Here is a 24,680-nt window from a genome sequence, read left to right as displayed (position 1 = left end):
CAGCGCATCGTTGGGGTAGGGAAAGGCCGTGACCAACAGTAAGGGTGCGTTGCATGGGATGAGGGTCGTCGACTTCGGCCAATACATGGCTGGCCCCATGGCTGCGATGTACCTGGCCGATGACGGAGCGGATGTGATCCGCGTTGAGCATCCCGCCGGGCCTCTATGGGATATTGCGGCCAATGCGGTTTGGAATCGCGGCAAGCGGAGCATCCGGCTTGATTTGAAAACAGCCGAAGGGCTGCGGGTCGCCAGGCGATTGATAGAGTGTGCCGACGTCTTGATAGAGAATTTCCGTCCGGGCGTCATGGAGCGTCTGGGTCTCGGTTCGGCAGAGATGCTCCGACTGAACCCGCGTCTCATCTACCTGTGCTTGCCGGGTTTCGGCCGCCGGGACGATCGCTCCGGAAATCGCGCATGGGAGGGGGTTCTGGGTGCCGCGACCGGCGCTTTTCGCCCGGCCGAAAGAGGGCAGCCCGTCTACACGGCAATCCCGTATTCCTCGGCATTCGGCTCGTTTCTGGGAGTGGCTGCCGTTGCTGCGGCCCTTTTCGAGCGAGAGAGATCCGATCTGGGGCAGGTCATCGAGGTGCCTCTGTTCGACGCGACCTTCACGGCCATCGGCTTGAAGGGAATGAAAATTCATAGTCATCCCACCGAACATGCCGCCTTCAACTGGACACGGCAGGCAAGGACTGCCGACGGCCGCTGGTTCATGTACATGGGCTCCAACAAACGGGCAGGGGCGTTCTTGAAGGAGACAGGGCTGGACCACCGGGCCGATCCGGCTGCGCCTGACGATCTTGCCCGGGAATTCGACGCTCTTTTCGCCACTCGAAGCGCGGCAGAGTGGGAGCAGATCTGTGAAGCGATCGGAACCGAAGGGGTAACTTGCCTTATCAGTGCGGAATGGATGCAGCATCCGCAAGCCCGGCAATCCGGAGCGATCATCACCCTGGACGACCCGCAACTCGGCATGGTCACGATGCCGGGTCTTCACACGCTGCTTTCGCGTACACCTGGGTCAATCCGTGGGCCAAGGCCACTAGCAGACCAGGACCGCGAGTCGGTATTGGCGGAACTCGAGACCATGCCGCCACCGGCACACGACCGCCCGAAGGCGATACCCGCAACCGCGGCGGCTCTCGAGGGCATCCGAGTTCTGGACCTTTGCATCATCTTGGCCGGTCCCGCGTGTGGTCGGACGCTTGCCGAGTTCGGCGCCGAAGTCATCAAGATCGACAGCCCGCACCACGACTTTGTGAAACTGCACAATGACATCAACCGCGGCAAACGCAGTCTTCTACTCGACCTGAAAAGCCCCGATGGGATGGAAATCTTCTTGAAGCTGGTCGATCGTTCGGATGTGGTCTTACAGAATTTCCGCCCCGGCGTGGCAGAAGCCCTGGGGATCGACTACGCGCGCGTTCACAGACGCAAACCCGATATCGTTTACTGCTCGCTCAACACCTACGGGCAGGTGGGTCCCTATGCAGAACGGCCGGGGCACGAGCAGATCGCACAGGCCGTCACCGGGATGCAGCTTCGCTATGGCGGCGGGCGCCCCGTGCTCGCGCCCTTTGCGGCGAATGACTACGGCACCGGCGTGATGGCCGCCTACGCGGTCATGCTGGCGCTCTACCATCGCAAAAGAACCGGAGAGGGCCAGCTTGTGACAAGTTCGCTGATCCAAACCGCGACGCTGTTGCAGTCGCACCTGCTGGTGGACTTCGCGGGCAAGTGCTGGGACGAACCATCGGGCCAGCAGGCTCTCGGTGCAGGCGCGCTCTGCCGGGCCTATCGTTGCGCGGATGCTTGGATCTTCCTTCAGGGCCGGCCCGAAGAGGCGGTCAAATTAGCCGAGTTGTGCGACGCGATGGAAGACGAACGCGCGATGGAACAGGTCTTCGTCACCCGAACGGCACGGGAATGGTGCGTGCTTCTGACTGCCGCAGGACTAGGGGCTCATGAGGTCGAATTCGACATGGACGCTCTGATGGAGGACGCGCGGGTCAGACGCTTCGGCCTCAGCCTGACACGCGAGCACGATGGCATCGGGCCGGTCACGACGACAGGGCCTGCCATTAGTCTGTCGCGCTCGCCAATTCGTGCGGGCGAGCCGGCGCCGATGCCGGGGCGCGACGGGCCTGCAATCCTACAGGAACTGGGCTTCGCCGACAGGCTGGAAGATCTCGTCACCCGCCGCGTCGTCGCCATTGACGGCGTGCGCTCGATCTAGCGGGCCGCTTCGGCGCCAAAGTTCGTAGGCGGTCTGCGGCGCCTCAATCAGGCGAACCATGGATTGTCCCGGAAATGCCGTTCTTCGAAGGAGCGGATCTCATCCGCGCTTTCGAGCGTCATGCGCACGGCATCTAATCCGCGCACGATCGCATCCTTTCGCAGGGGGTCAATATCGAAGGAAACCTGTGTATCCCCCGTGCGCATGGTTTGCCCGGGAAGGTCGATAGTGAACCTGTTCGCACCAGGGGTCTCAGCAAGATCGGCAAGCTTTGCGACCGTCTCGGGTTCCAATGAAATGGTCAGAAGCCCGTTGCGCTGACAGTTGTCGTTGAAGATCCCTGCGAAGCTCGTACCGATCAAGGCACGGATGCCAAGCTGCATCAGGCCCCAGACCGCATGCTCGCGGCTGGAGCCGCAACCGAAATTCGGGCCTACAACCAGGAAGGCTGCCTCTTGCCAGGGCGCCTGGTTGAGAATGAACTCCGGGCGGACTGCACCGCTCTCATCGAAACGAAGCGCGTGAAAGACGCCGACATCAAGTCCTTGGCGATCCACGCCCTTCAGGAACTGCTTGGGCATGATTACATCGGTATCGACATTGGGCAGCATAAACGGGGCAGCCTCGCCGGTCACTGTGGTGAATGTAGGCATGTCGTTTCCTTATCCTAAAGTCCGCACATCAGTGAGATGACCTGCCACGGCGGCGGCGGCCACCATCGCCGGGCTCATCAGATGGGTGCGTGCACCTGGACCCTGACGCCCTTCGAAATTGCGGTTGGTACTGGAAGCGCAACGGTCGCCGGCCTCTAGAATGTCGTCATTCATTGCAAGACACATCGAGCAGCCCGATTGCCGCCATTCGAAGCCTGCATCCAGAAATATGCGGTCGAGTCCCTCCGCCTCAGCTTGGGCACGCACCTGCGTGGAGCCGGGCACAATGATGGCGCGCACGCCGTCGGCTACCTTGCGGTCCTTGAGAACCCGTGCGGCATCGCGCAGGTCCTCGATCCGCGAATTTGTGCAGGAGCCGATGAAGGCGTGGCTTATTGGAACGCTGTCCATCGGCGTTCCGGGAGTCAGTCCCATATAGTCCAACGCACGCTGCATCGCCTTGCGCTTGATCGGGTCGTTAATGTCCTCGATCGAGGGGATTGCGGCGGTCACCGGGCAGGCCTGATCGGGGCTCGTTCCCCACGTCACCATCGGCACCGCCTCGTTGGCGTTCAGCACCACTTCCCGATCAAAGCGGGCGTCGGGATCGGATCTGAGATTCAACCAGTCTGCACAGGCCCGGTCCCATAGCTTGCCCTTCACCATGCGTGGCCGATCCCTGAGATAGTCGATCACCTTGTGGTCCGCGCCAATGACCGCCCCGCGGGCGCCTGCTTCGACGATCATCGTACAGACGGTCATACGCGCCTCGACCGACATTTCGAAAATCGCATCGCCTGCGAATTCTACCGCGTAGCCGGTTGCCCCGTCGGCGCCGATCCGCCGGATCAGTTCGATTACCAGGTCCTTCGAGGTCACGCCCAGCGGGAGCTTTCCGTTGACTGTTACGCGCATGGTTTTCAGGCGACGATAGACCAGCGTCTGCGTTGCCAGATAATGTTCTATATCGGAGGTGCCGATACCGAAGCCAAGCGCCCCCAAGGCACCATAGGCCGTGGTGTGACTGTCGCCTGCAGCAATCACCATCCCAGGCATGACAAGACCTTGTTCCGGTGCGACGACGTGTTCGATGCCCTGGCGCGGATCAAGAATATCCAGGAGCTCTATTCCGAAATCGCGGGCATTCTCATGAAAATACGAGACCTGCCGCGCCGCACCAGGGTCCGGCATTTCGCGGGTGCGACGGGCCGCTGTTGGGTTCACATGGTCGACGACCATAAGAGAGGCCGAGGGCCGCCATGCTTTGAGCCCCTTTTCCCGCAAGCCGGAAAAGGCCTGCGGGCTGGTGTACTCGTTCATGACCGTGCGGTCGACATATAGCAGGAGTTGACCCTGGTCACCCAAGGTTTTCACCGTATGGGCATCGACGATCTTGTCGTAAAGGGTTGTCTGTTCCATGGGCGTAACTCTCGAGTTGTCCTGTAGTTTTGTCGGCCAGGCGATATATTCAGAGCTTTGCGGTGAGTTCGGGCAGGATTTCGAAGAGGTCTCCGACGACGCCATAATCTGCGACTTGGAAGATGGGGGCCTCTTCGTCCTTGTTGATGGCGACGATGATCTTCGAATCTTTCATGCCCGCTAGATGCTGGATGGCACCCGAGATGCCGACGGCGACGTAAAGCTGTGGCGCGACGACCTTGCCGGTCTGGCCCACCTGCCAGTCGTTCGGGGCATAGCCGGCGTCCACGGCCGCTCGGCTGGCACCCACTGCGGCGTCAAGCTTGTCGGCCAATTGCTCGATCAGGGAAAAGTCGGCCTGTGACCCGACGCCGCGCCCGCCGGAGACGACGATCTTAGCGCTCGTCAGATCCGGACGGTCCGAAGCCACGACTGTGTCTTCGACCCAAGCCGACAGCCCCTCGGCCGCGGGCCCGCTAACCGTCTCGATTTCAGCTGAGCCACCCGCGCCAGCGGCGGCAAAAGCGGCGGTGCGCACCGTGAAAACCTTGGTCGCATCGCCGGACCTCACCGTCTGGATCGCATTGCCGGCGTAGACCGGTCGCTCGAACGTATCGGCATCGATGACCGCCGCCACATCGGAGATTACCATTACATCCAAGAGAGCGGCGACACGGGGTATGATGTTCTTGCAGAAGGCCGTCGAGGCGCCGCAGACATGACTGTAATTGCCTGCAAGGCTGACGATCAGGGCCGCAATCGGCTCGGCAAGGCCGTGGCTATAGGCGTGATCGCCGGCGAGCAGCACCTTTGCCACCCCGTCAAGCTTCGCCGCCTCGGCCGCGGCGCCATCACCGTCTTGACCGGTCACCAGCACATGCACCTCGCCAAGCGGCTTCACCGCGGTCAACGCCCGGGCGACCGTTTCCGTCGCAAGTCGCCCACCGCTCACCTCGGCTAGAAGAAGGACAGCCATCAGATCACCCTCGCTTCGTCTCTGAGTTTCGCGATCAGTTCGTCGACCGATCCCATTTTCGCGCCAGCCTTGCGACGCGCGGGTTCCGCTGTCCTCACCACAGTCAAGCGCCGAGTGACGTCCACGCCGTAATCCGCGGGAGTTTTAATAGCCAATGGCTTCGCCTTGGCCTTCATGATGTTCGGCAGCGAAGCGTAGCGTGGCTCGTTCAGCCGAAGGTCTACGGTGATGACCGCCGGAAGCTTGATCTTGATTGTTTGCAGTCCACCATCCACCTCGCGCGACACGGTGGCGCTGTCGCCATCCGCCGTCACCTCGCTGGCGAAGGTTGCCTGCGACCATCCAAGGAGGGCAGAAAGCATCTGGCCTGTCGCGTTCATGTCATTGTCTATGGCCTGCTTGCCCCCGAGGATCAGGCCGGGGGCCTCCTCCTTCGCCAGGCTTGCGAGCAGCTTGGCCACTGCGAGCGGTTCGATGACGGTGTCAACGTTTGCCGCCGCCTCGATCAGGATCGCGCGGTCTGCCCCCATGGCGAGCGCCGTCCGCAGCGTCTCCTGCGCCTGCTTCACGCCCACGGAAACAACCACGACCTCGCTCGCAATGCCTTTTTCCTTCAATCGGATAGCTTCTTCGACAGCGATCTCGTCAAAGGGGTTCATCGACATCTTCACGTTCGCAAGATCTACGCCGCTCCCATCCGAGTGCACACGAACTTTCACATTGTAGTCGATCACCCGTTTGACCGGGACGAGCACTTTCATTCGCCTTCCTCCAAAGAAGTTGTGCTGCGCAGGATCGCTGTCGCCCGGTCGATCACCGGGCGGTCGATCAACGCGCCATCCAGTTGAAATGCGCCTTTGTGTCCGGCGGATTCGGCGGCCGCAAGGACGCGCCGCGCCCAGGCAATCTCCGCTTCTCCCGGGAGAAAGAGACGGTTTACCTCGGACACTTGTCTGGGGTGGATGCAAAGCTTGCCCCGGAAACCAAGCTTGCGGGCATGTCTGATGTCGGCCTGCAGCGCCTCGGCGTCGTCCACCTTCAGGGTGACACCGTCGATTGGTGCGACTTTGTGCGACATGGCGGAAGCCAGAACCAGGCGACTGCGGGCGTGAAGCATGGCCTCATGATCTTGAGCGATGCCTGTTTCGGCCTCCAAGTCGACCGAGCCGAACGCTATCCGGGCGGTCCCTGCTGCTCGCGCGATCTCCCCTGCATTCCAAATCCCGAGCGCTGTTTCGATTAGGGCAATGATCGGAATTTCACCATCGAGAACTGCGGCGAGACGATCGATCTGATCGCCGGTTTCTGTCTTGGGCAACATGACCGCGGCAGGTCTGACGCGTGCAATCAATGCACAATCGACCGAGTGTTCATCGCTACCAACCGCGTTGATCCGCACCGCTGCCCTTCGTCCGTCGGCGAGCCAATGTTCCACGGCGGCACGAGCCTCGGCCTTTCTGCCAGGCAGGACGGCATCCTCGAGGTCGAGCACAACGACATCGGCCCCGCTTACTTCAGCTTTGTCGAACCGCTCCGGCCGGTCACCCGGAACAAACAGGAACGAACGTTGCATCATCGGTCTCCATCAGCGGGCGTCCGGAGCGTCGCTTCGGCCTGCATGCAATCGTCACCGTCTGGTCCGCGCGCTGCCAGCATCACCCGGTCCGGGCCGCTCTCCCCGCAGATCAGGAACGGGGCGATGTCGAAGACAGGACGTCTGGCACGAAAGCTGAAGCTGGCGAGACGGTTGCCGGTCCGACGTTCCGCGAGATTGGCCAGCAGCGTCGCTAACAATGGACCATGCACCACAAGGCCGGGATAGCCCTCTTCTGCGGTCGCATAGCTGCGGTCATAGTGGATACGATGGCTGTTGCTGGTGGCGGCAGAGTAGCGGAACAACTGCACGGGAGAGGGAGCGACCGCTTCCGTCCACGCCATCGATGGCGCGGGGGAAACGCTGCCGGCCGGTGCCCTCGGCGTCTCGTGCCCGCGATAGACGATATCCTGCCGCTCCTCGATGACGAGACGGTCGGCAACGGACAGCCGATGTTCGACGGTCACGAAGCACAGAGGACCACTGCGGCCCTCCTTCATGACGACGTCGGCGATGGTCGACTTGCGCGTCACCTCATCACCAAAGCACAGGTCGCGGTGAAAGCTCACCGCACCACCTGCCCACATACGGCGCGGCAAATCGACCGGAGGTAAGAATCCCCCCCGCATTGGATGGCCGTCCACATCATTCAGTGCGAGGGGCACGATCTGCGGGAATAGCAGCCAATGCCACAGGGCAGGCATGACGTCGGCGTCTCCTCCCGGTACGCATTGCGGAAGGATCGAGGCCAGCATCCGCGCGGCGCTCGAGTCGGCGCACAGTCGGTCGGTGGATTCGATGCTACGGCCGATCCATTCGGCGAATTGCTCTCTGCCTTCAGACATGGGGAACCCCTATGATGGTTCGGCTGCGTCGGGTCCGGCGACGATGCCCTTTTCGTGCAATCGCCCGATCTCGGAGGAAGAAAGGCCCAGTACCTCGGCCAGAACTGTGTCGGTGTCCGCTCCGAGCTTAGCCGCAGGGTGGACAGGCGCGCGCTCGTCCCCGACAATGCGTACCGCGGCGCCGGCGGAGAGATGGGCGCCTACGCCTTCAGTTCGAACTCGCTCAAAGACCGGGTTCGAGGCCGACAGGCGCGGGTCGTTGGCCAGCGCCTCGCGCGTCGTGGCATAGCGCCCCCAGCACACACCCGCACGATCGAAGGCGAGCGCAATCTCGGCCAGAGTGCGGCTTCGGCACCATTGCTTGACGAGGGCCGCGATCAGATCACGCCCCTCGAAGCGATCGGTCTCTTTCTTGAAGTCCATGGCAGTTGTACGTTCTATCGCGGCGATGGCATCGGCCATGTCGCAAGCCTCCACCAAAGCCTGCCATTGGCGCAGGGAAATGGCGGCGACCATCAGCCGCTGATGGTCGGCGGTGCCGAAATCACGGCCGAAGGCCCCGTAGATGTCATTGCCGATGGCCGTCCGCGGGTCGGGCAAAAGCTCAGCCTCGGTCAGGATGCCAAGATGCGAGAGAAGGCTGAAGGCAGTGTCGGCCAGTGCCAGCCGCATCTGCGCCCCTTGGCCCGTTTGTTTTCGCCGGACCAGAGCTGAGGCTATGGCCGTCGATGCCTGGAGTGCACAGGCCAGATCCCACGCGGGCAGCGCCTGATTGACAGGGCGATCGACTGAGCCATCGCCCGTGATCGCGGGAATGCCCGTGGCGCAGTTGACCGTGTAATCTACCGCAGTCGTGCCGTCGGGGTTCCCTTCGATCAGACAGGAGATCAAGTCAGGGCGCATTTTCGCCAGCGCGGCCGGATCAAGCCATTTCGCGGGAATGTTGCTCAACAGTATGCCGCCACCATCACCTGGGGCGGTGACGAGGTCCGCCACCAACTCGCGGCCCTCCGCTCGCTTCAAGTCGATGGCAATCGAGCGCTTGTTCTTGTTCAGGCTGGTCCAGTAGATGCTGCGGCCCTCGGGCATCAGCGGCAGACGGCGATAGTCGATGCCGCCGCCGATGGCGTCCACCCGGATCACGTCTGCGCCCATTTGTGCCAGTGTCAGTCCACCCAGTGGCGCGGCGATGAAAGCCGAGCTTTCGATAATCCTCGTGCCGGAAAGGAGATCGTAGGTCATGCCGCACCCCAATTGCGTTGCGTGATGCGGTCCAACAGGCCGCGGCCAATGACATGAGCCTGGATCTCGGCCGATCCTTCGAAAACGCTGAGGATGCGGGCATCGCACAGCACGCGGCTGATCGGCGTTTCCAAGGCATAGCCAATGCCACCATGAATCTGCATCGCGGCATCGGCATTGGCCCATGCCACGCGCGCAGCCAACAGTTTTGCCATGCCCGCCTCGATATCACTGCGATCACCCCGGTCCTTCACGCGGGCGGCGCGATAAGTCAGTTCGCGCACGAAAAGCGTGTCTGCTGCCATCTGCGCGATCTTGTCGGAGACGCGCGGAAATGTAGCAAGCGGCTTGCCGAACTGCATGCGTTCGGTTGCATAGCGGGCGCCAAGTTCCATCGCATTGCGCGCCACCCCCACGGCGCGGGCGGCCGTCTGGATGCGCGCGCCTTCAAAAGTCTGCATCAGTTGCCGGAAGCCTTGTCCGCGCTCGCCACCCAGAAGCGCGTCAGGGCCGACTTGAAACCCCGTGAATGCGAGGTCGTATTCGCGCATACCGCGGTAGCCCAGAACGCGGATTTCGCTGCCGGTCAGGCCCGCGTCGGGGAATGGGGCATCTTCGGTGCCGCGGGTCTTGGCTGCAAGAAACATCGACAGGCCGCGATGGCCTGCCACATCTGGTTCGGTGCGGGCCAGAACAGTCATCAGGTCGGAACGGCTGGCGTGGGTGATCCAGGTCTTCGCGCCGGTGATCGTCCAGCTGCCATCTTCGCCTTGGCGCGCGCGCGCGGTCAGCGAGCCGAGGTCCGAGCCCGTGTCAGGCTCGGTGAACACGGCGGTTGGCAGCACCGCCCCCGAGGCGAGGCGTGGTAGCCAGGTTGCCTTCTGGGCGTCGGTCCCCGCGGCGGCGATGAGGTCTCCCGCGATTTCCGACCGGGTACCAAGGGATCCAGCTGCGATCCAGGCGCGGCTGAGCTCTTCCGTCACGACGCACATGGCAAGCTTCCCCAGGCCAAGGCCGCCATGGGTCTCGGGGATGCAAATCCCGAACACGCCCAGCTCGGCCAGCTGCGCCACTACCGTGTCCGGGATAAGGGCATCAGCCAGATGCCACTGATGGGCATGAGGCGAGATATGATCCTCGGCAAAACGGCGGATCATGTCGCGCATCGCGTCGAGTTCGTCGTCCAACCGGTCATCAAGCCATTCGCCTGCCGCGATATGCTTGGCCAGCGTTGCACGTAGCGAGGCCCCGGCATCCTCGCCCAGCAGAGCGGCTGCTGTCCGGGCCATTTCGGGGTTGGGCTCAACGCCAAGCTCAAAGGCCCGGAAGGTTTCCACTTGGCTCATAGCAAGGCCTGAGGCGAGCTGGTACAGGGCTTCGGCGACGGCAAGCCGGGCGGCCGCTAACTCTGGCGGGGTGCTGCGTTCGCGTGCCCAGTCGGCCACGGCTGCAACGCCTTCGGCAAGAGTAGCCGTCCAGGCAACGCCATGGGCTAGCCTCTGTTTCGCATTCAGTTTTTGGCTTGCATTACCGGAATCGTTCTGGAGGTGGGTCAAGAGACCTGCAAGGCAGGCGTCCGAGTGCGCGCCTGCAAGACGCTTCGCGGCGTCGAATAGCGCGTCAGGCGCGGTGTTCGAAAGGAATGAAACGTTCTCGATCGTCATTTCTTGACTTCCTCCAGTCAGGCGGTTGCTGCCAAGGTGCGGCCATCGGCAATGACTGTGCCGGGAGGGGGTTCGTGCCCGTCGAGAATCGCCACAACGGCGCGGGCGGCCACCATGTTGGTACGCGCCAGCCCTTCCATCGACGATGCACCGGCATGCGGCGTGGTCACCACGTCAGGTCGAGCAATAAGCGCTTCGGACACCGGCTTCAGCTCGGGCTGTGCCTCGCTTTCGAATACATCGAGCCCCGCCCCCAATAGCTGCCCCGATTCCAATGCCGACAGCAGCGCGCGGTCGTCCACCAGACCGCCTCGTGCCGTGTTAACTAGGATTGCTCCCGGTTTCATCCGTGCCAGGGTATCGCCGTTGATGATGTGGCGCGTATTCTCGTTCAGGGGGGCATGTAGCGTGAGGACGTCGCTTTCCCGAAGAAGTGTTTCGAAATCGACGAATGTGACATCGGGCGTTTCCACCGGCGAACGCGTGCAGACCAGCACGCGCGCATCAAAGCCGGACAACCGGCGGACTACGCTTTTTGCGATGCGCCCGAAGCCCAGGATACCAACGGTCTTGCCGTTAAGATCATGCGAAGGCAGGATTCGCCAGTCACCCTCTTCCATGCGCCGCTGGCTGTCGCGCAGGCGGCTTCCAACCGAGAGGATCAGGCCTAGCGTATGATCGGCAACCGATGCATCGTTGCCGCCCGCGCCGATAGCGAGAACTCGGCCCAGATCGCGCACGGCCTGAACGTCGACCCGCTCGTAACCAACTCCCCGGCGGGCAATCACCTTCAGATCCGGCAGCCGCTTCAGCAGCGACCGGGTGATCAGCGGATGACCGACAATCCAACCTTGTGCCTCCTGCAGAAGCTCTACGAGCTGGTCCTCGGACAGATTGCGCTCGGCGACACCTTCGGGCAAGGCCGGGCTTTCAAGGCAGCACCCGTGGGACCGTAGAAACGATGTGGTTTCCCCATCCAGATAGTTCTGGGTGAATACGACTTTCCTGTCAGTGGACATACGTCCCTATCCTTCTCTCTATCAAACGTAAGATCCGCGCAAGCGGGCAAAGAGCCCTACCTGGTTAGCCGACCCGCTTGAAAATAGCGGTCAGCCCCTGGCCGCCGCCGATGCACATGGTCTCGAGCCCATAGTTCGCTTCGCGGCGCCGCATTTCCCGTAGCATCGTGGTCAGGATGCGCACTCCGGTGGCGCCGACCGGATGGCCAAGCGAAATCCCCGAACCGTTCACGTTCATGCGTTCAAAATCGACCGCTCCGAAGCCCCATTCGCGGGTGCAGGCCAGAACCTGCGCGGCAAAGGCCTCGTTCAGTTCGATGAGATCGATGTCCTTAAGCGCCAACCGGGCGCGCTCCAGCGCCTTCTTGGTCGAGGGTACCGGTCCGATTCCCATGCGCGACGGATCAACTCCGGCGGCTGCCCAAGTGACCAGTTCCGCATAGGGGTGCAGGCCCAGTCGCTCAGCAGTTTCGATGTCAGTCATCAAACAGACGGCCGCGCCATCGTTCTGGCCACTGGCATTGCCGGCGGTTACGGTCGCTTCGGGGTCCGCGTTCGCCATCACCGGGCGCAGCTTTGAGAGCTTCTCCAACGTTGCGTCGGAGCGCGGATGTTCATCGCGATCGATCACCAGATCGGGTTTTCCGTGCTTGCCGGGTACGATGACTGGTACGATTTCTTCTGCAAAGCGCCCGTCCGCTATCGCCGCGCACGCACGCACGTGTGAGCTCAGCGCGAATTCGTCCTGCTCGGCCCGAGGAATGGCATAGTCGCGCCGCAGGTTTTCAGCCGTTTCCAGCATGCCACCCGAAACCGGATAGCGAAAGCCGCCAGACGTGACACGCCCGCGCGCCAGCCTGTCATGCAACTGAGCAGGGCGCCCCTTGGCTCCCCAACGCATGTCTTCCGTATAGTATTCGGCACGGCTCATGCTTTCAGCGCCGCCCGCCAACACGATATGGGCGACGCCGGTTTGGATGCGCATTGCAGCGTCCAGGACTGCCTGCAGGCCGGAGCCGCAACGCCGGTCAATCTGCAGACCGGGGATGGTGACCGGCAGGCCGGCATCGAGAGCCGCCACCCGCCCGATGGCCGGTGCCTCGCCATTGGGGTAGCATTGGCCGAATATGACATCGTCGATCCGTTCGGGATCGATCTTCGTGCGTGACAGAACGGCTTCGATCACGGTGCGGCCCAAGTGAGTTGCGGGCACATCGACATACATCCCGCCGTAGCCGCCAACCGCGGTGCGCAACGGTTCGCAGATGACCACGCGTTTCATGCTGTTTCCTTTCGCTCAGGGCTGTGGCTTAGGGCCAGAGCCTTTGCCATCTCCCGCAGGTCGGCGGCCTTGATCTTGGCACCATTGACCCCAGCGACAGTCGGCATTTCTTCGATGATGTGAATGGTTTGCGGTACCTTGTAGGCGGCCAGCCCCGATGCGCACCACTGCCGCAGATCTTCCGCAACAACCTGCTGTTCCCCGGCGAGGGTCACAAAGCCGATCGCAACGGTTTCGCCGTCGCTCTGACGCAGGCCGACGATCTTGGCGAGGTCAACGGCACTGTGGGCAAGCAGGCGCTCCTCGATCTCGGTCGGTTCGACCAGGAACCCGCGGAGTCGCAGCGAGTCGCCGATGCGGCAGAGATAGTCGAAGGAGCCGTCGGCAGCGACGATGGCGAGATCTCCGCTGCGGAACCAGCCATCCTCGGTGAACTGCGCTGCGTGAAGGTCCGGCTGGCCAAGATAGGCGTCTACGATGTTTTCGCCTTTGATCTGAAGCTCTCCGGTTTCGCCCGGAGCCTTCAAAGCCCCGGTTTCCGGATCGGCCGCTCGCACTCTGATGTCTTTGCTGACGGGTGTGCCACCGCCTTGCCACCGGCGTGGTAACGCCTCGGTCGGCGGCCTAAGCGCCATCAAGGAAAAGCTTTCGGACGATCCATAGACTGCCCCGGCTTTGAGACCAAAGGTCGTTTCGCCCCATTCGGCCAATTCCTTCGAAAAGCCGTTGAAATCGGCAAACAGCATTCGTCGCCATTTCGGAAGCGGCAGCGGATTGGCATTCCAGGCATCGGCTATGCGGCCGATGATGTCATCGGCCCCGATTACGTGCGTGACGCCAAAGCTTGCCATATGCGCAACGATCCGATCAGCGTCGAAAACCGGTTCGAGAAGGCAAAGACCACCGACGCCAATGCTCGTCATGGCCGGTATGAACGAGAAAACGCCGGTGAGAGGGAGGGCGCACAGGATGACGTCCGTCTCGCGCCAATCGTCGAAAGTGGCGACAGCAAGCATTTGCGCGGCCACCGCGCCGGCGTTATGGGCTGCGAGTTTGGGTTTGCCGGTGGAGCCGGAGGTGGTGAAGGCAACTGCAAGCGCCTCCGGATCGGTCGCGGTCGGAACCGTCCCGGACTGGCGCGATGGAACGAAGGCGCCGGCGCCAACGTCATAGCTTGCCAGGATGTGGACATCCGCCGGGGCCTTGCCCGGGCCTGTCAGCACGGCGACCCTAAATGCCGGGCATGCCGCCTGGGCGAAGGCTGCGTGAAGCCGGTCGCGAAGGTCGAGCTTGTGAAAGCCATGCGCAACGGCAACTGCTTTCGGCCGGGCTTTTTCCAAGACATGGGCGATCTCATCCACATTGTAGCGCGTGTTGATACCCACCACATGTGCGCCAAGCGCGATCGCCGCGAACTGCCAGACCAGGCTGTCCGTCCAGTTGGGAAGCCAGACGGCAAGGCAGTCGCCCTCGCTCACGCCGGACTCGCGCAGTTCTTCGGCGAGCCCGACGGCGCGGCCGAGCAATTCGCCGCGCGATACGAAGATTGGCTCGTCGCCGCCAGCGTCGATAATGGCCGTACGCTCGGCCGCTTCCGTCGCTCGCTGGATCAGGAAATCCAGTGGGGTTGAAGCATCGATACTCATATCGCTCTGTCCTCTGTCATTTCAGTAAACCAGGCGTCGAGGCGTACGGCGATGTCGGGCACTTCCTCCATAGGGTAGTGGCCGATGCCGTTCAGCAGAGTGAAGCGGCCACCCGGAATACGCTCAACCGTTCGCCGTACCGCTGCGGAATCCACCCAGAGATCGTCGGCACCGACCGCGAGATGAATAGGGCAGGCCACTGCATCGAGCCGTGACCAGCGGTCAAAACCGGCCCAACCGATCAGGTCGGAAATCGAAACGAGCGGATCTTCGCGCCGGTGCATCAGGGCAATCATTTCCGCCCGCTCGCGCGGTACCGCCTGCCCGACCACGGCATGAGTGCCCAGGTACGTCCGTTCTGATCGACTGGGCGCGGCGCTGTCTTCCAATTCGCGCCGCAGGCCAGCCGCCATGGCGGCGCCTCGTTGGGGCGCAAGCCCGGCATCCGCCGCCATCGCGACGGCAGCCGACAGACGATGGCCGTGATTGATCGCCAGATCGAGAGTGATCTTGCCGCCAATTGAGCAACCGGTCACGAACGGTCGTTCCAGCCCAAGCGCATCGATCAGCGCCGCGCAGAAAGCCGTATAGCGGCAGAGGTCCGTCACCGGCCCTCCCTGGGCAGGGTCTGATCTGCCGTGTCCGGGCAGGTCGGGTACAATGGCCATATATCCCAGCCGCGCGAGCTCCGGGGCAGCGTAGCGCCACTGAACCCCGCTTTGGCCGGCGGTGTGGATGCACAGAACCGGGCGACCGGAGCCCCACCGTTCGACATAGGCATCTGCGCCGTCAATCCGAATGTAATCGGCAGAAATCACAACTCCGCTCCTTCTTGTGCGAAGTCGCGCATCGCACTCACGACGAGGCTCAGTGCCTTGGTGAAGCGCAGGTATTCGTAGGCGTTACCACGTACTGAGAACGCGCCTTGCATGGCCTCGATCATGAACAGGCCGTCAGCCCCGGTCATCAGACGGCTCCAGGTCGCGCCGTCGGCGTGCACGGCAAAGTCTGTTCCCCTCGGCGGCCGCGTGCCCGCCTCGATGATTCTGCCGCGATAAATGCGAAAGGCGACCTCATCCCTGTTATTGCCAAGTCCGAAAGCGCCGTCCCAAGTGGCCATAGCCGAAACGAAAGCTGCATTTGCGTTCAGCCGTTCAGCCAAGGCTTTGGCCCATTCGCTGGTGAAAAGCTCCTGGCCCAGCCTGCGACGACCGGGTTCACTGCGATACATCAGCGCGCTGTTGCCCTTCTGGACCACGGTGCCGGACTGGTTCAGGACCTCGACGCTGCGCGTCACGATGCCCCGGTCACCCGTCGACGTACGGCGGCAGCCCGTGATGATCATGCGGAAGCTGAGCGTATCGCCCGCGTAGATCGGTCCGACATAGTGCCAGTCGGTATTCAGAAGACCGACGATGTCTGCCCGCGCAAGCGACAAATCAAAGAACCATCCGAAGAACGCCGACAGTCCGAGGGGACCATGCGCGAGCTTCGACGCATATCCCTGTGCTTGGGCGGCGCTGTCGTCTCGGTGCAAGGGGTGGAAATCACCGCCAAGATCGGAAAACCGGGCGATATCTTCCTCCGTTACCCGGCGCGAACCGCCGGCAAACGTCTGGCCGATCCTGAAATCGTCAAAGCTGCAGATGACAGGAGCTTCGCTCATGCCGATTACTCCGCCGCCATAGCGGAATGGCCGTTCAGTGCATACCATTCGCTAAAGTCGACAAGCTCGATCCATTCGTTGAAGGGCATCGACATGTCTTCAAAGCTGTTGCAATCCCCGGTCTCACGGAACTTGCGCGCAGCCACTTCGATGGCTTTCATCATGACGGTCTGGAACGTCGCGCCGACCGTCAGCAAGTGATAGCCGAGCTCAAAATAGTCTTGAGCAGTGCGGACCTTCTCCTTGCGCCCTCCTGACCCCACGCGGCCCTGCGCCCGCTCACCCGCAATCGACTGAGACAGCGGGCAGCTGAATTCGCGGCGCACGCGTGCCAGATGGTCATCGTTGTAAACGCGGGGCCAGATGATGTCGGCGCCGGCCTCTTTCCACATGTGGAAGCGCCGCATGCTTTCCTCGAACGCCGCCTCCTTGTCGGGGAAGGCGATGGACGAGGTAGCGCCACAACGAACCATAATGAGGAAGTCATCGTTATCGCGGCGGTCGCAGATTGCCTTGATCTTGTCTGCAATGCTCTCGGCCGACATCAGCTGTGGAAGATAGGGCGGCAGCCAGGGGCATTTATCATCGCCGTAGTCATCGATGTGGATAGCCGCCGCACCTGCGCGCTCGAACTCGTGCGCCCAGTGCACCGCCGATGCGATGTCGTACTCGCTGCCGTAACCCGATTCGAAATCCACCATCAACGGGATGTCGATGTGATCGCAGATGTTGAATATGCGATCTCGGGTTTCCGCGGCAGACAGCAGGCCGATGTCGGGCAAACCGAGCGAAGCCGCCAGTTGGGATGAACCGAGCTTGACCGCATCGAGACCTGCACGCTCTTCGATGATGGCGGAAAGAGAATCCCATACCCCACCACAAAGTATCATTTCACCATTACGCAGCCTGCGCGCCATATCCCATCTAGCCACCAGTCGATCCTTTCGCGTTGCTGATCGTCCGTCGCGGCAAAGTGCGCACGACGGGCAGCCCGCGGTATCGCGTGCTGCATACCCATGGTTTCAAAGTCCGGAGGATTACGTGCAACCTGGCTGCGGCCAGATCGGGCGGGTGGCTGTTTCACGCCTACCGATGGCATACTGACACGAACCAGCACACATCGAGCGAAGCGCTCAACCGGCCCGTGTCCTTACCCGTCGTGCATCCCGCCTTTTCCAAAGGACTTCGAGTTACCTTGGAAGAAGGTAGCGGCGGGCTTTGCATAAGTATAATGAGAGTTTCTGTATCACGCGATCTAAAAAACAGAACGCATTGACGTCAGCGATACGCTTGAAACGAAAGCCACTTCAGTGCGCGGTCGCATCGGCGATGAGATCGGCTTCCCAGCGTCCATCTTCGACAGCTTTACGGACGAGTTGCACGAGAAGCTTACGCATCATCTCCGTTACGAAGGTCTCTGGTCGCTCGGCCAACTCTACAAGGCAAAGCGTGCGCTTGAATTGCGCGTCGGCAATCGGCCGCATGGCGACGATCCCGCTTTCCACGAGTTCCTGCGTGTACAACTTACTGCCGATAAAGCAGCCATGGCCGACAGAAAGCGCTTGGCCGATCGCCTGGAAGCTGTTTATCCGGACCCGAGCGCGAGCGTTAATCTCTCGCAGCACTGACGCCTCGACGGATGGTGCCGAGAACTGTCGATACATTACGAGGGGCAAACGCAACACCTCGTCCAGCGAGATCGGCTGATCGGTGTCACCAATGAAGGACGGCAGGCCGACACAGACCAGGGGCTCTTCGACGAGTGGTGTGCGTGTCAGTTCACCGAGTGCGGGCGGATTGAACGTCATCGCAATGTCGAGCTCAGTCTGCATCATGTGGAGAAGGGTGCTGCTTGGAACGCTTTCGGTTAGCGATAGGCGCAGTCGCGGATGGTTCTCGAGTGTCGTCCGCATAAGATCTGCGCCGATTACCTTCACCACGGAATAGGCAAGTCCTATCGAGTAGTCGCCGGCCATTTCACCTTGCCGCTGGTGCATCGCCTCCGTCGCGACCGCAAGGTTGCGCAATAGTGGCACGGCGTGCCTGTATAGCAGTTCTCCCGAAGCCGTAGGCTGCATGCCCCAGGTCTCGCGGATGAACAGCTTGGTGCCAAACTCCTCCTCAAGCTTCGTGATCTGCAGGCTAACTGCTGACTGGGAGATGTTACAAAGATCGGCAGCCCGCGACAGGTGGCGTTCCTCGTAGACCTTGACGAAGTAGCGAAGCTGTCGCGTATCCATGGCACCTCGTTCTGTAAAATAGATTGGGGCGTTGCAAACTTCATATTATACAGATGGCCGGACTTTGGCTACGGTCATTCTTGGTCATCGACCCGCTGAATTACGCAGCTCCCGGAGCACGCGGGACAAACACGCGCTTGGGAGAGGAGCCCGGCGTCCGCAAACAACGCAGCTCCAGCCTGCCGGTGCCAGATATTGTGGCCTGTGAGGCGCCGCCGATTGACGCGGCGAAAAGTTGTGTAGGCGGTCTCTGGCCAATCAAGCGCATCGATGCTCGTTATCTGATGCACGAATGAAGGGAGGAGAAGAAATGTTGAAAAGACGCAGCGTGTTGATATCACTGCTTGCGATGACTTGCTTTGCCGGTGCGGCATCGGCAGACGGCGCTGCATTGGTCGAAGCGGCCAAGAAAGAAGGCAAGGTTATCTGGTATTCCAGCGTCAATGTCGACGCGGTTGTCCGGCCCATGGCGGCTGCATTCGAAGCCAGGTACGGCATTCCTGTCGAATATGTCACCGCCGGGGCGACCGATCTTGCCGCGCGTCTAATCAATGAGGCCCAGGTCGGTCAAGTTGGTGGCGATGTCTGGGATGGATCTAGCACGTTCCCAACGCTTGATGCCGCGGGCCTTACGGATGCCTACAAGTCGCCTTCTGCGGCGTCGTTCCCAGCGGAGCTTCGCGCTGCGGATGGCAAATGGTACGCGCAGTCGGTGCAATACTATGGACCGGCAATTAATACCGAGCTCGTTCCGAAAAGTGACTGGCCGAAGACCTACCAAGACCTTCTCAATCCGCGGTGGAATGGCAAGATGGCCTGGCCCGCCGAAACGGGCATGACAAGCCCGGTTGGGCTCATGGTCGTTCTTGCAAACGCCTTGGGAGATGAGCAGGCGAAGGCCTTCATGGAGCAGCTTTCGGCCCAGAAGGTCGCCAATGTCCCGAGCGGCAATCGCGTCGTTCTCGACCAGGCCATCGCAGGTGAATATGAAATCGCGATGATGGCCCAGAACATCGCAGTCGAAAGCAGCAAGGAGAAAGGCGCGCCGATCGAGTTTCTGCGTCTTGACCCTGCCGTAGGCGTGACAAGCCGGATCGGTGTCGTCAAGGGCGGCCCCAATCCGAATGCTGCGCGCCTGTTTCTTGACTTTGTGTTGTCAGAAGACGGTCAGAATGTTTACCGCGACGCGGGGTACATCCCGTCGAACCCCGCGGTGGCGCCCGCAAACCCGGCGCTTGCTCCTGCGACCGGAAACTTCAAAGGCGCCATGCTCGACCTCGAAGATTTCACCGAGAAGAAGGATCACTGGGTCTCGGTTTTCGAGAGCCAGTTCCAGTAGTCGATTGGCAACGGACCAGAGCGCAACGCGTTCTGGTTCAGCCGGTTGAGTTTGATAAGGAAAATCACCGTGACCACGAACGGTAATCTGCCTGCGGCCACAACCTCGTTCAGCGGCCAGTCGTCCATCGCGTTTGGCAGCTTTGGCCGGATGTTCAAGGCCTCACCGCTCAGCATCATCCTGATTGTGATCCTGACGGCGCTTGTCTTTCCGCCGCTCTACATGCTGATCCAGACGAGCGTGCTGGAAGTCCGACCGGATCTCAGCCTGGGTGACTTTACTTTAGAGTATTACCACAGGCTCGTTACCAATCCGCGCCTGTTTGAGGTGGTCACCAACTCGGTCATCTTCGGCATCCTGTCGACCGCGCTGGCATTGATCGTCGGCTCGCTTGTGGCGTGGGTTGTGGAGCGTACCGATGCTCCGTGCAAGTTCCTTATCTACCTGACCTCGATCGTCGCGCTCGGCACGCCCGGCATCCTGAAGGTTTCCGCCTGGCTGTTCCTGTTCGGCCGGTCCGGTCCTTTCAACGAAGCCTATCGCAATCTGACCGGCATGCGGGGCAATCTCATCAACGTCAACTCCATGACGGGAATGGTACTGATCGAGTCGATCATCTGGCTCCCAATGGTGTTTCTGCTGATGTCGGCGACATTCCGCGCTGCGAATGCCGAGATGGAGGAGGCGGCCCGCATGAGTGGCGCGAGCGTGCCGACAACCGTCTGGCGGATCTCACTCAAGCTTGCAATGCCTGCGGTCTTGGCGCTTGCGATGTTCATCTTCATCCGCACGCTCGAGGCATTCGAAGTTCCCGCCTTGGTCGGCATGCCAGGGAAGGTCGATGTTCTGACGACCGAAATCTATCGTTCGATGCACGATCTGCCGCCGCAGACGGGCTATGCGAGCGCTTTCTCGGTCATTCTCCTGTTGGCTCTCTCGGTTCTCCTGGTTTGCTACTCGCGCATTTCCCGCAATGCCGAAAAATATGCGAGCATCACGGGCAAGGGCTACCGCCCCCGTCCATTCCAGCTGGGCCGCTACCGCTGGGCCGGCGCTCTGATGAATATCGCAGTCTTTCTTATCGTCCTGGTCCTGCCATTGGTCGGAATTCTTTGGGTCGCTCTGTCACCTTTCCCCCAGCCGATCCGCATTTCAGGAATGTCGCGCCTGACGATGGACAATTTCGCTCACATCGTGAACTCGGCGTACTATTCCAAGCTTGTCGTCAACACGCTCCTGGTTGCCGCAGGCACGGCAACGGTTGCGATGACCTTCAGCCTCGCCGCCGGTTGGCTGGCCGCACGACGCAAAGCTGGCGGACAAATCATCGACCAGCTGATGACCATTCCTCTGGTTTTTCCGGGACTCGTACTTGGCGTTGCGATGCTGCAAATCGGGCTTCGTTCGCCAGTTCCGATCTATGGCACCCTCTGGCTCATCGGCCTGGCGTTTTTGATCCGCTATATACCGTATGGGATGCGCTATTCCTTCACGGGCGTGCTGCAGATTCATCCGGAACTGGAACAGGCTGCCGGCGCGGCAGGCGCCAACACCTTTGAAACGCTGCGAAAGATCGTTTTTCCGCTTCTTCTGCCGGCGCTGACCTCCGGCTGGATCTTTATCTTCCTGCTTTGCGCCAAGGAAATGTCACTGCCACTGCTGCTGGCGGGTCCAAACTCTCAGACCATTCCGGTGGCCATGTTCAATCTTTGGACGAACGGCCAGGCAGGAGAAGTGGCGGCACTGGGTTTGCTGTGGGCACTCGCCCTGACGATCGTCGCAATTGTGTTCAAGAAGCTCGCCAATCGCGGGGCTGCGGACACGTTCGGCCACTGAGGAGACACCATGAACACCATCAAACACTCAGATTTTGCGCCCGCACCGCGCAGTATGCCGCCTCAGAAGGGAGCCTCCTCCATGGCTGACACGTCACAGAACTTCGAGGTGCGAGACCTCTCAAAAGTCTACTTCTCGGCAGATGGCCTGTCCGGAGGTATCCGGGATGCGAATTTCTCGCTCGCACCTGGAACCTTCTTCACCCTGCTCGGCCCCTCGGGCTGCGGCAAGACGACGACACTTCGCTGTATTGCCGGGCTTGAGCAGCCGAACGAGGGGGTGATCTCTCACGGAGAGGATGTTTACTTTGACGGCGCGCGCAAGATCAACGTCGCCCTCAACCGTCGCAATTTCGGCATGGTGTTCCAGAGCTATGCGATCTGGCCGCACATGAGCGTGTTCGAGAACGTGGCTTTCCCGCTGCGCGTCTCGAAGTCGCGCAAATATGCTGCGTTCGAAATCCAGAAGATGGTCGGTGAGGCGCTGGAAATCGTCGGCCTCGGGGGCTTCGCACAGCGTGCTGCGACCCGGCTTTCCGGTGGGCAGCAGCAGCGTGTGGCGCTTGCCCGAGCTATCGTCGCCAGGCCGAAGCTACTCCTGCTCGATGAACCACTGTCAAACCTCGACGCGGCGCTCCGGGAAGAAATGCGTGCAGAACTGAAACGGCTGCAGCAGCAGATCGGCGTCACTACGATCTACGTGACACACGACCAGTCGGAAGCCCTTGACATGTCCGACCTGATCGCCGTCATAAACCAGGGCCGTGTCGTGCAGTTCGGGTCGCCCCGGGAAATCTACTTCCGTCCGAGCAGCCGCTTTGTTGCCGGGTTCGTTGGTTCTACCAACCTCATCCGCGGCAAGCTCCTGGAGCCCGCGGAGGACAATGGCATTGCGGCGGTGCGGCTGGAGCAGGGCGACGTCGTGCGCTGTATCTTCCCCCGAGCCGAGGCACGGGACACGGAGATTTCCGTTTCGGTCCGACCCGAGTCGATCTCAATGGGTGACACGGGCACTGAGGCGACCGATCTAAACCGAGTGCAGGGGGTGGTGGAATCGAATGGCTTCCTGGGAAACCTGAACCGCTATGTCGTCAAAGTGGGCTTGACGCCGCTGATCGTGAATACCGGCCCTGAACTGATGTTCGACATCGGATCGACGGTGAACCTGAGCTTCGCTGTCGAAAGCACGCTTGCAGTGCCCGACTGATCAGATCGCCCGCGGTCGCCAGTTCGGCGACGATGCCTACTGCAATCTCTCAAGACGTGAGTCGAGATGGCCGAAAACCGTATCGCAATTCATGCGTCTGAAGGCGCAATTCTTCACAGCTATCTGCTGGACAAGGCTACCGGATCCCTCACCGCCGTGGCAAAAGTCAAGCTGCCTCAGAAGGCGCAGTACGGCTGGTATCACCCGGATGGCCGACATCTTTATGTGGCAAGCTCCGACGGTGGGCCGCGTAGGGCAGGCTGCGATCATGCCCTTTCAACGCTTCGTATTGCCCCGGAGGATGGCCGGCTATCCCACGTAGCCAAGCCGCAACCGCTGCCCGCTCGTTCCGTTGCGATCTGCCTCGACGGCGATGCGAGCAACATCATTTCGATTTCCAACGAACCGACGGGGCTGTCACTCTCGCCGATTGATCAGCAGGGTGTCGCCCAAGCTGGCGTGGCACAGCCGGTTGAAGGCACACTGGGAACGTTTCCCCATCAGGTTCGCGTGGTTCCGGGCGGAGAGCATGTCGTGGTTGTTGCACGTGGTTATCCGAATAGCGGTCCGCGCGGACCGGCGCCCGGCGCCTTATGCCTGTTCCGGCAGGTGGCCGGCCGGATGGAACCGGCAGGGTTTATTGCTCCAAACGGCGGGAGATCATTCGGCGCACGAAACCTGGACTTTCACCCCACATTGCCTGTGGCCTATGTCGGCTTGGAAACCGAAAACCGGCTCATCGCCTTTCCGCTGTCAGATGGCCGCATAACGCCTTCTGCCATCGTCGATCTATCAACGCTGGAGCGTCCAGAAGCCGCAGATCCGCGCCAGATTGCCGGATCGGTAAAGGTCCATCCGCGGGGCAGCTTCGTTTATGCGATCAATCGCGCCGACGGGACCGATGCCGAAGGCGTTTTTCACGGGGGTGAGAACTCCATCGCGGTTTTCCGGCTAGATGGCGACGGATTGCCAAGCCTCACGGGTCATGTGCCGACGGGAGGCATCCATGCCCGGACCTTTGCCATAGATCCTTCGGGTCAATGGATGGTCGTTGCAAATATGAAGCCGCGCCGGATACCCGGTGGAGACATCGTGCCACCCAGCGTCGCCACTTTCCATCTTGGCGAGGATGGTACGCCCGTGCCCTGCCGTACCCACCCTCTGCCTTTCGACAGCATCGACTTGACCAACGCCTACGCGCCGCATTCGGGGCAACGGTCGGTGTTCTGGATGGGTCTGACGGAGTTGCCCTTTGCGGCAGCAGCTAAACCCACCTCGCATTGAAACATCACACCAAGGATCAATGAAGTGTCCAAACTGACTGCTGACGACCACATGGAGATTCTCAACCTCTATGGTCGATATTCCTTTGCCCTCGATACGGGCGATGGTGTGCTGCGCGGGTCCACATTTGCCGAGGATGGCACCTTCGCGACGTACCTTTCCGGCCATCAGCCGGAACATGTCAACGGTTTGATCGCCCGAACCAACGAGATCGGTAATCGGGGTCACAGGCACCTGACATCCAACATCATCATTGAAGCTTCCGATGATGGCGCGATCGGTCAATGCCACGTCCTCGTCCTGGGGCGGCACGCCCCCTACGACGCGTCGACCTATGACGAACCGGGTAATGGCTACACAATGAAAACCGGGTTCTACCGCGATACGCTGGTCAAGACGGCACAAGGCTGGCGCTTCAAGACGCGACACCTCTTCCTTGACCATGAGGCTGACAGCCCGTTCCGGGCCAGGCGCCCTTCGACGTTTCCTACATCCGACTGATTGACGGTCCGTGGCGATCCGGGGCGCAG

The 24,680-nt window shown here is 61.2% G+C and carries 21 protein-coding genes; 6 read left to right on the top strand and 15 right to left on the bottom strand.

What is annotated here, in order from left to right:
- The first annotated feature begins 28 nt into the window (after positions 1 to 28).
- Entirely contained in the window at positions 29 to 2,239 is a 2,211-nt protein-coding gene (locus FKV68_RS30315) for a CaiB/BaiF CoA transferase family protein (RefSeq protein ID WP_180942602.1), read from the top strand.
- Positions 2,240 to 2,286: 47 nt separating this feature from the next.
- Here FKV68_RS30315 and leuD read toward each other — a convergent pair whose 3' ends face one another.
- The 15 genes from leuD to FKV68_RS30240 form a co-directional block, all read right to left on the bottom strand.
- Complete coding sequence (leuD, locus tag FKV68_RS30310) at positions 2,287 to 2,892, bottom strand: 3-isopropylmalate dehydratase small subunit (protein ID WP_180942601.1); 606 nt, start codon at positions 2,890 to 2,892, stop codon at positions 2,287 to 2,289.
- A gap of 9 nt (positions 2,893 to 2,901) precedes the next feature.
- Positions 2,902 to 4,311 (bottom strand): 3-isopropylmalate dehydratase large subunit, encoded by a 1,410-nt coding sequence (gene leuC, locus FKV68_RS30305; protein WP_180942600.1) that lies wholly within the window; start codon positions 4,309 to 4,311, stop codon positions 2,902 to 2,904.
- 49 nt (positions 4,312 to 4,360) lie between these two features.
- Positions 4,361 to 5,287, bottom strand: a complete 927-nt coding sequence (locus tag FKV68_RS30300; protein ID WP_180942599.1) for an electron transfer flavoprotein subunit alpha/FixB family protein — start codon at positions 5,285 to 5,287, stop codon at positions 4,361 to 4,363.
- Positions 5,287 to 6,048: an electron transfer flavoprotein subunit beta/FixA family protein gene (locus FKV68_RS30295; RefSeq protein WP_180942598.1), complete on the bottom strand. Its 762-nt coding sequence runs from the start codon at positions 6,046 to 6,048 to the stop codon at positions 5,287 to 5,289. Before FKV68_RS30295 ends, FKV68_RS30300 begins: the two co-directional genes overlap by 1 nt.
- Positions 6,045 to 6,860 (bottom strand): HpcH/HpaI aldolase/citrate lyase family protein, encoded by an 816-nt coding sequence (locus FKV68_RS30290; protein ID WP_245182017.1) that lies wholly within the window; start codon positions 6,858 to 6,860, stop codon positions 6,045 to 6,047. The genes FKV68_RS30295 and FKV68_RS30290 overlap by 4 nt, the downstream gene beginning before the upstream one ends.
- Positions 6,860 to 7,726, bottom strand: coding sequence for an HTD2 family dehydratase (locus FKV68_RS30285; RefSeq protein ID WP_180942596.1), 867 nt, complete (start codon positions 7,724 to 7,726; stop codon positions 6,860 to 6,862). The genes FKV68_RS30290 and FKV68_RS30285 overlap by 1 nt, the downstream gene beginning before the upstream one ends.
- Positions 7,727 to 7,735: 9 nt before the next feature.
- Complete coding sequence (locus tag FKV68_RS30280) at positions 7,736 to 8,968, bottom strand: CoA transferase (RefSeq protein ID WP_180942595.1); 1,233 nt, start codon at positions 8,966 to 8,968, stop codon at positions 7,736 to 7,738.
- Positions 8,965 to 10,632: an acyl-CoA dehydrogenase family protein gene (locus FKV68_RS30275; RefSeq protein WP_180942594.1), complete on the bottom strand. Its 1,668-nt coding sequence runs from the start codon at positions 10,630 to 10,632 to the stop codon at positions 8,965 to 8,967. The genes FKV68_RS30280 and FKV68_RS30275 overlap by 4 nt, the downstream gene beginning before the upstream one ends.
- Positions 10,633 to 10,649: 17 nt before the next feature.
- Positions 10,650 to 11,651 carry a phosphoglycerate dehydrogenase gene (locus FKV68_RS30270; RefSeq protein WP_180942593.1) on the bottom strand — a complete coding sequence of 334 codons (1,002 nt, stop codon included), beginning with the start codon at positions 11,649 to 11,651 and terminating at the stop codon, positions 10,650 to 10,652.
- Between the two features lie 64 nt (positions 11,652 to 11,715).
- A complete protein-coding gene (locus tag FKV68_RS30265; RefSeq protein ID WP_180942592.1) occupies positions 11,716 to 12,933 on the bottom strand; it encodes an acetyl-CoA C-acetyltransferase in 1,218 nt (405 codons plus the stop codon).
- Positions 12,930 to 14,579 carry an AMP-binding protein gene (locus FKV68_RS30260; protein ID WP_180942591.1) on the bottom strand — a complete coding sequence of 550 codons (1,650 nt, stop codon included), beginning with the start codon at positions 14,577 to 14,579 and terminating at the stop codon, positions 12,930 to 12,932. Before FKV68_RS30260 ends, FKV68_RS30265 begins: the two co-directional genes overlap by 4 nt.
- Positions 14,576 to 15,397: an alpha/beta fold hydrolase gene (locus FKV68_RS30255; protein ID WP_180942590.1), complete on the bottom strand. Its 822-nt coding sequence runs from the start codon at positions 15,395 to 15,397 to the stop codon at positions 14,576 to 14,578. The genes FKV68_RS30260 and FKV68_RS30255 overlap by 4 nt, the downstream gene beginning before the upstream one ends.
- Positions 15,394 to 16,245 carry a MaoC/PaaZ C-terminal domain-containing protein gene (locus FKV68_RS30250; protein WP_180942589.1) on the bottom strand — a complete coding sequence of 284 codons (852 nt, stop codon included), beginning with the start codon at positions 16,243 to 16,245 and terminating at the stop codon, positions 15,394 to 15,396. The genes FKV68_RS30255 and FKV68_RS30250 overlap by 4 nt, the downstream gene beginning before the upstream one ends.
- 5 nt (positions 16,246 to 16,250) lie before the next feature.
- Complete coding sequence (locus FKV68_RS30245) at positions 16,251 to 17,177, bottom strand: isocitrate lyase/PEP mutase family protein (protein WP_180942588.1); 927 nt, start codon at positions 17,175 to 17,177, stop codon at positions 16,251 to 16,253.
- Positions 17,178 to 17,552: 375 nt separating this feature from the next.
- A complete protein-coding gene (locus FKV68_RS30240; RefSeq protein WP_180942587.1) occupies positions 17,553 to 18,485 on the bottom strand; it encodes a LysR family transcriptional regulator in 933 nt (310 codons plus the stop codon).
- 310 nt (positions 18,486 to 18,795) lie between these two features.
- Here FKV68_RS30240 and FKV68_RS30235 point away from each other — a divergent pair, with 310 nt between their 5' ends.
- From FKV68_RS30235 to FKV68_RS30215, 5 genes are all read left to right on the top strand, one after another.
- Positions 18,796 to 19,824 carry an ABC transporter substrate-binding protein gene (locus FKV68_RS30235; RefSeq protein ID WP_180942586.1) on the top strand — a complete coding sequence of 343 codons (1,029 nt, stop codon included), beginning with the start codon at positions 18,796 to 18,798 and terminating at the stop codon, positions 19,822 to 19,824.
- 69 nt (positions 19,825 to 19,893) lie between these two features.
- Positions 19,894 to 21,660 carry an ABC transporter permease gene (locus tag FKV68_RS30230; RefSeq protein ID WP_246452713.1) on the top strand — a complete coding sequence of 589 codons (1,767 nt, stop codon included), beginning with the start codon at positions 19,894 to 19,896 and terminating at the stop codon, positions 21,658 to 21,660.
- An 81-nt stretch (positions 21,661 to 21,741) separates the two neighbouring features.
- Positions 21,742 to 22,866 (top strand): ABC transporter ATP-binding protein, encoded by a 1,125-nt coding sequence (locus tag FKV68_RS30225; protein WP_180942585.1) that lies wholly within the window; start codon positions 21,742 to 21,744, stop codon positions 22,864 to 22,866.
- Positions 22,867 to 22,932: 66 nt separating this feature from the next.
- Complete coding sequence (locus FKV68_RS30220; RefSeq protein WP_180942584.1) at positions 22,933 to 24,150, top strand: lactonase family protein; 1,218 nt, start codon at positions 22,933 to 22,935, stop codon at positions 24,148 to 24,150.
- A 24-nt stretch (positions 24,151 to 24,174) separates the two neighbouring features.
- Positions 24,175 to 24,651 carry a nuclear transport factor 2 family protein gene (locus FKV68_RS30215; RefSeq protein WP_180942583.1) on the top strand — a complete coding sequence of 159 codons (477 nt, stop codon included), beginning with the start codon at positions 24,175 to 24,177 and terminating at the stop codon, positions 24,649 to 24,651.
- Positions 24,652 to 24,680 lie beyond the last annotated feature (29 nt).

This window comes from Sinorhizobium mexicanum, from assembly GCF_013488225.1.
GTDB classification, from domain to species: domain Bacteria; phylum Pseudomonadota; class Alphaproteobacteria; order Rhizobiales; family Rhizobiaceae; genus Sinorhizobium; species Sinorhizobium mexicanum.
This window is presented reverse-complemented; position numbering and strand designations above follow the sequence as displayed.

Bases quoted from the DNA above. Each gene is read 5' to 3' on its own strand.
- leuD (WP_180942601.1), bottom strand. From the start codon at position 2,892: ATGCCTACATTCACCACAGTGACCGGCGAGGCTGCCCCGTTTATGCTG.
- leuC (WP_180942600.1), bottom strand. From the start codon at position 4,311: ATGGAACAGACAACCCTTTACGACAAGATCGTCGATGCCCATACGGTG.
- FKV68_RS30300 (WP_180942599.1), bottom strand. From the start codon at position 5,287: ATGGCTGTCCTTCTTCTAGCCGAGGTGAGCGGTGGGCGACTTGCGACG.
- FKV68_RS30295 (WP_180942598.1), bottom strand. From the start codon at position 6,048: ATGAAAGTGCTCGTCCCGGTCAAACGGGTGATCGACTACAATGTGAAA.
- FKV68_RS30290 (WP_245182017.1), bottom strand. From the start codon at position 6,860: ATGCAACGTTCGTTCCTGTTTGTTCCGGGTGACCGGCCGGAGCGGTTC.
- FKV68_RS30285 (WP_180942596.1), bottom strand. From the start codon at position 7,726: ATGTCTGAAGGCAGAGAGCAATTCGCCGAATGGATCGGCCGTAGCATC.
- FKV68_RS30280 (WP_180942595.1), bottom strand. From the start codon at position 8,968: ATGACCTACGATCTCCTTTCCGGCACGAGGATTATCGAAAGCTCGGCT.
- FKV68_RS30275 (WP_180942594.1), bottom strand. From the start codon at position 10,632: ATGACGATCGAGAACGTTTCATTCCTTTCGAACACCGCGCCTGACGCG.
- FKV68_RS30270 (WP_180942593.1), bottom strand. From the start codon at position 11,651: ATGTCCACTGACAGGAAAGTCGTATTCACCCAGAACTATCTGGATGGG.
- FKV68_RS30265 (WP_180942592.1), bottom strand. From the start codon at position 12,933: ATGAAACGCGTGGTCATCTGCGAACCGTTGCGCACCGCGGTTGGCGGC.
- FKV68_RS30260 (WP_180942591.1), bottom strand. From the start codon at position 14,579: ATGAGTATCGATGCTTCAACCCCACTGGATTTCCTGATCCAGCGAGCG.
- FKV68_RS30250 (WP_180942589.1), bottom strand. From the start codon at position 16,245: ATGAGCGAAGCTCCTGTCATCTGCAGCTTTGACGATTTCAGGATCGGC.
- FKV68_RS30240 (WP_180942587.1), bottom strand. From the start codon at position 18,485: ATGGATACGCGACAGCTTCGCTACTTCGTCAAGGTCTACGAGGAACGC.
- FKV68_RS30235 (WP_180942586.1), top strand. From the start codon at position 18,796: ATGTTGAAAAGACGCAGCGTGTTGATATCACTGCTTGCGATGACTTGC.
- FKV68_RS30225 (WP_180942585.1), top strand. From the start codon at position 21,742: ATGGCTGACACGTCACAGAACTTCGAGGTGCGAGACCTCTCAAAAGTC.
- FKV68_RS30220 (WP_180942584.1), top strand. From the start codon at position 22,933: ATGGCCGAAAACCGTATCGCAATTCATGCGTCTGAAGGCGCAATTCTT.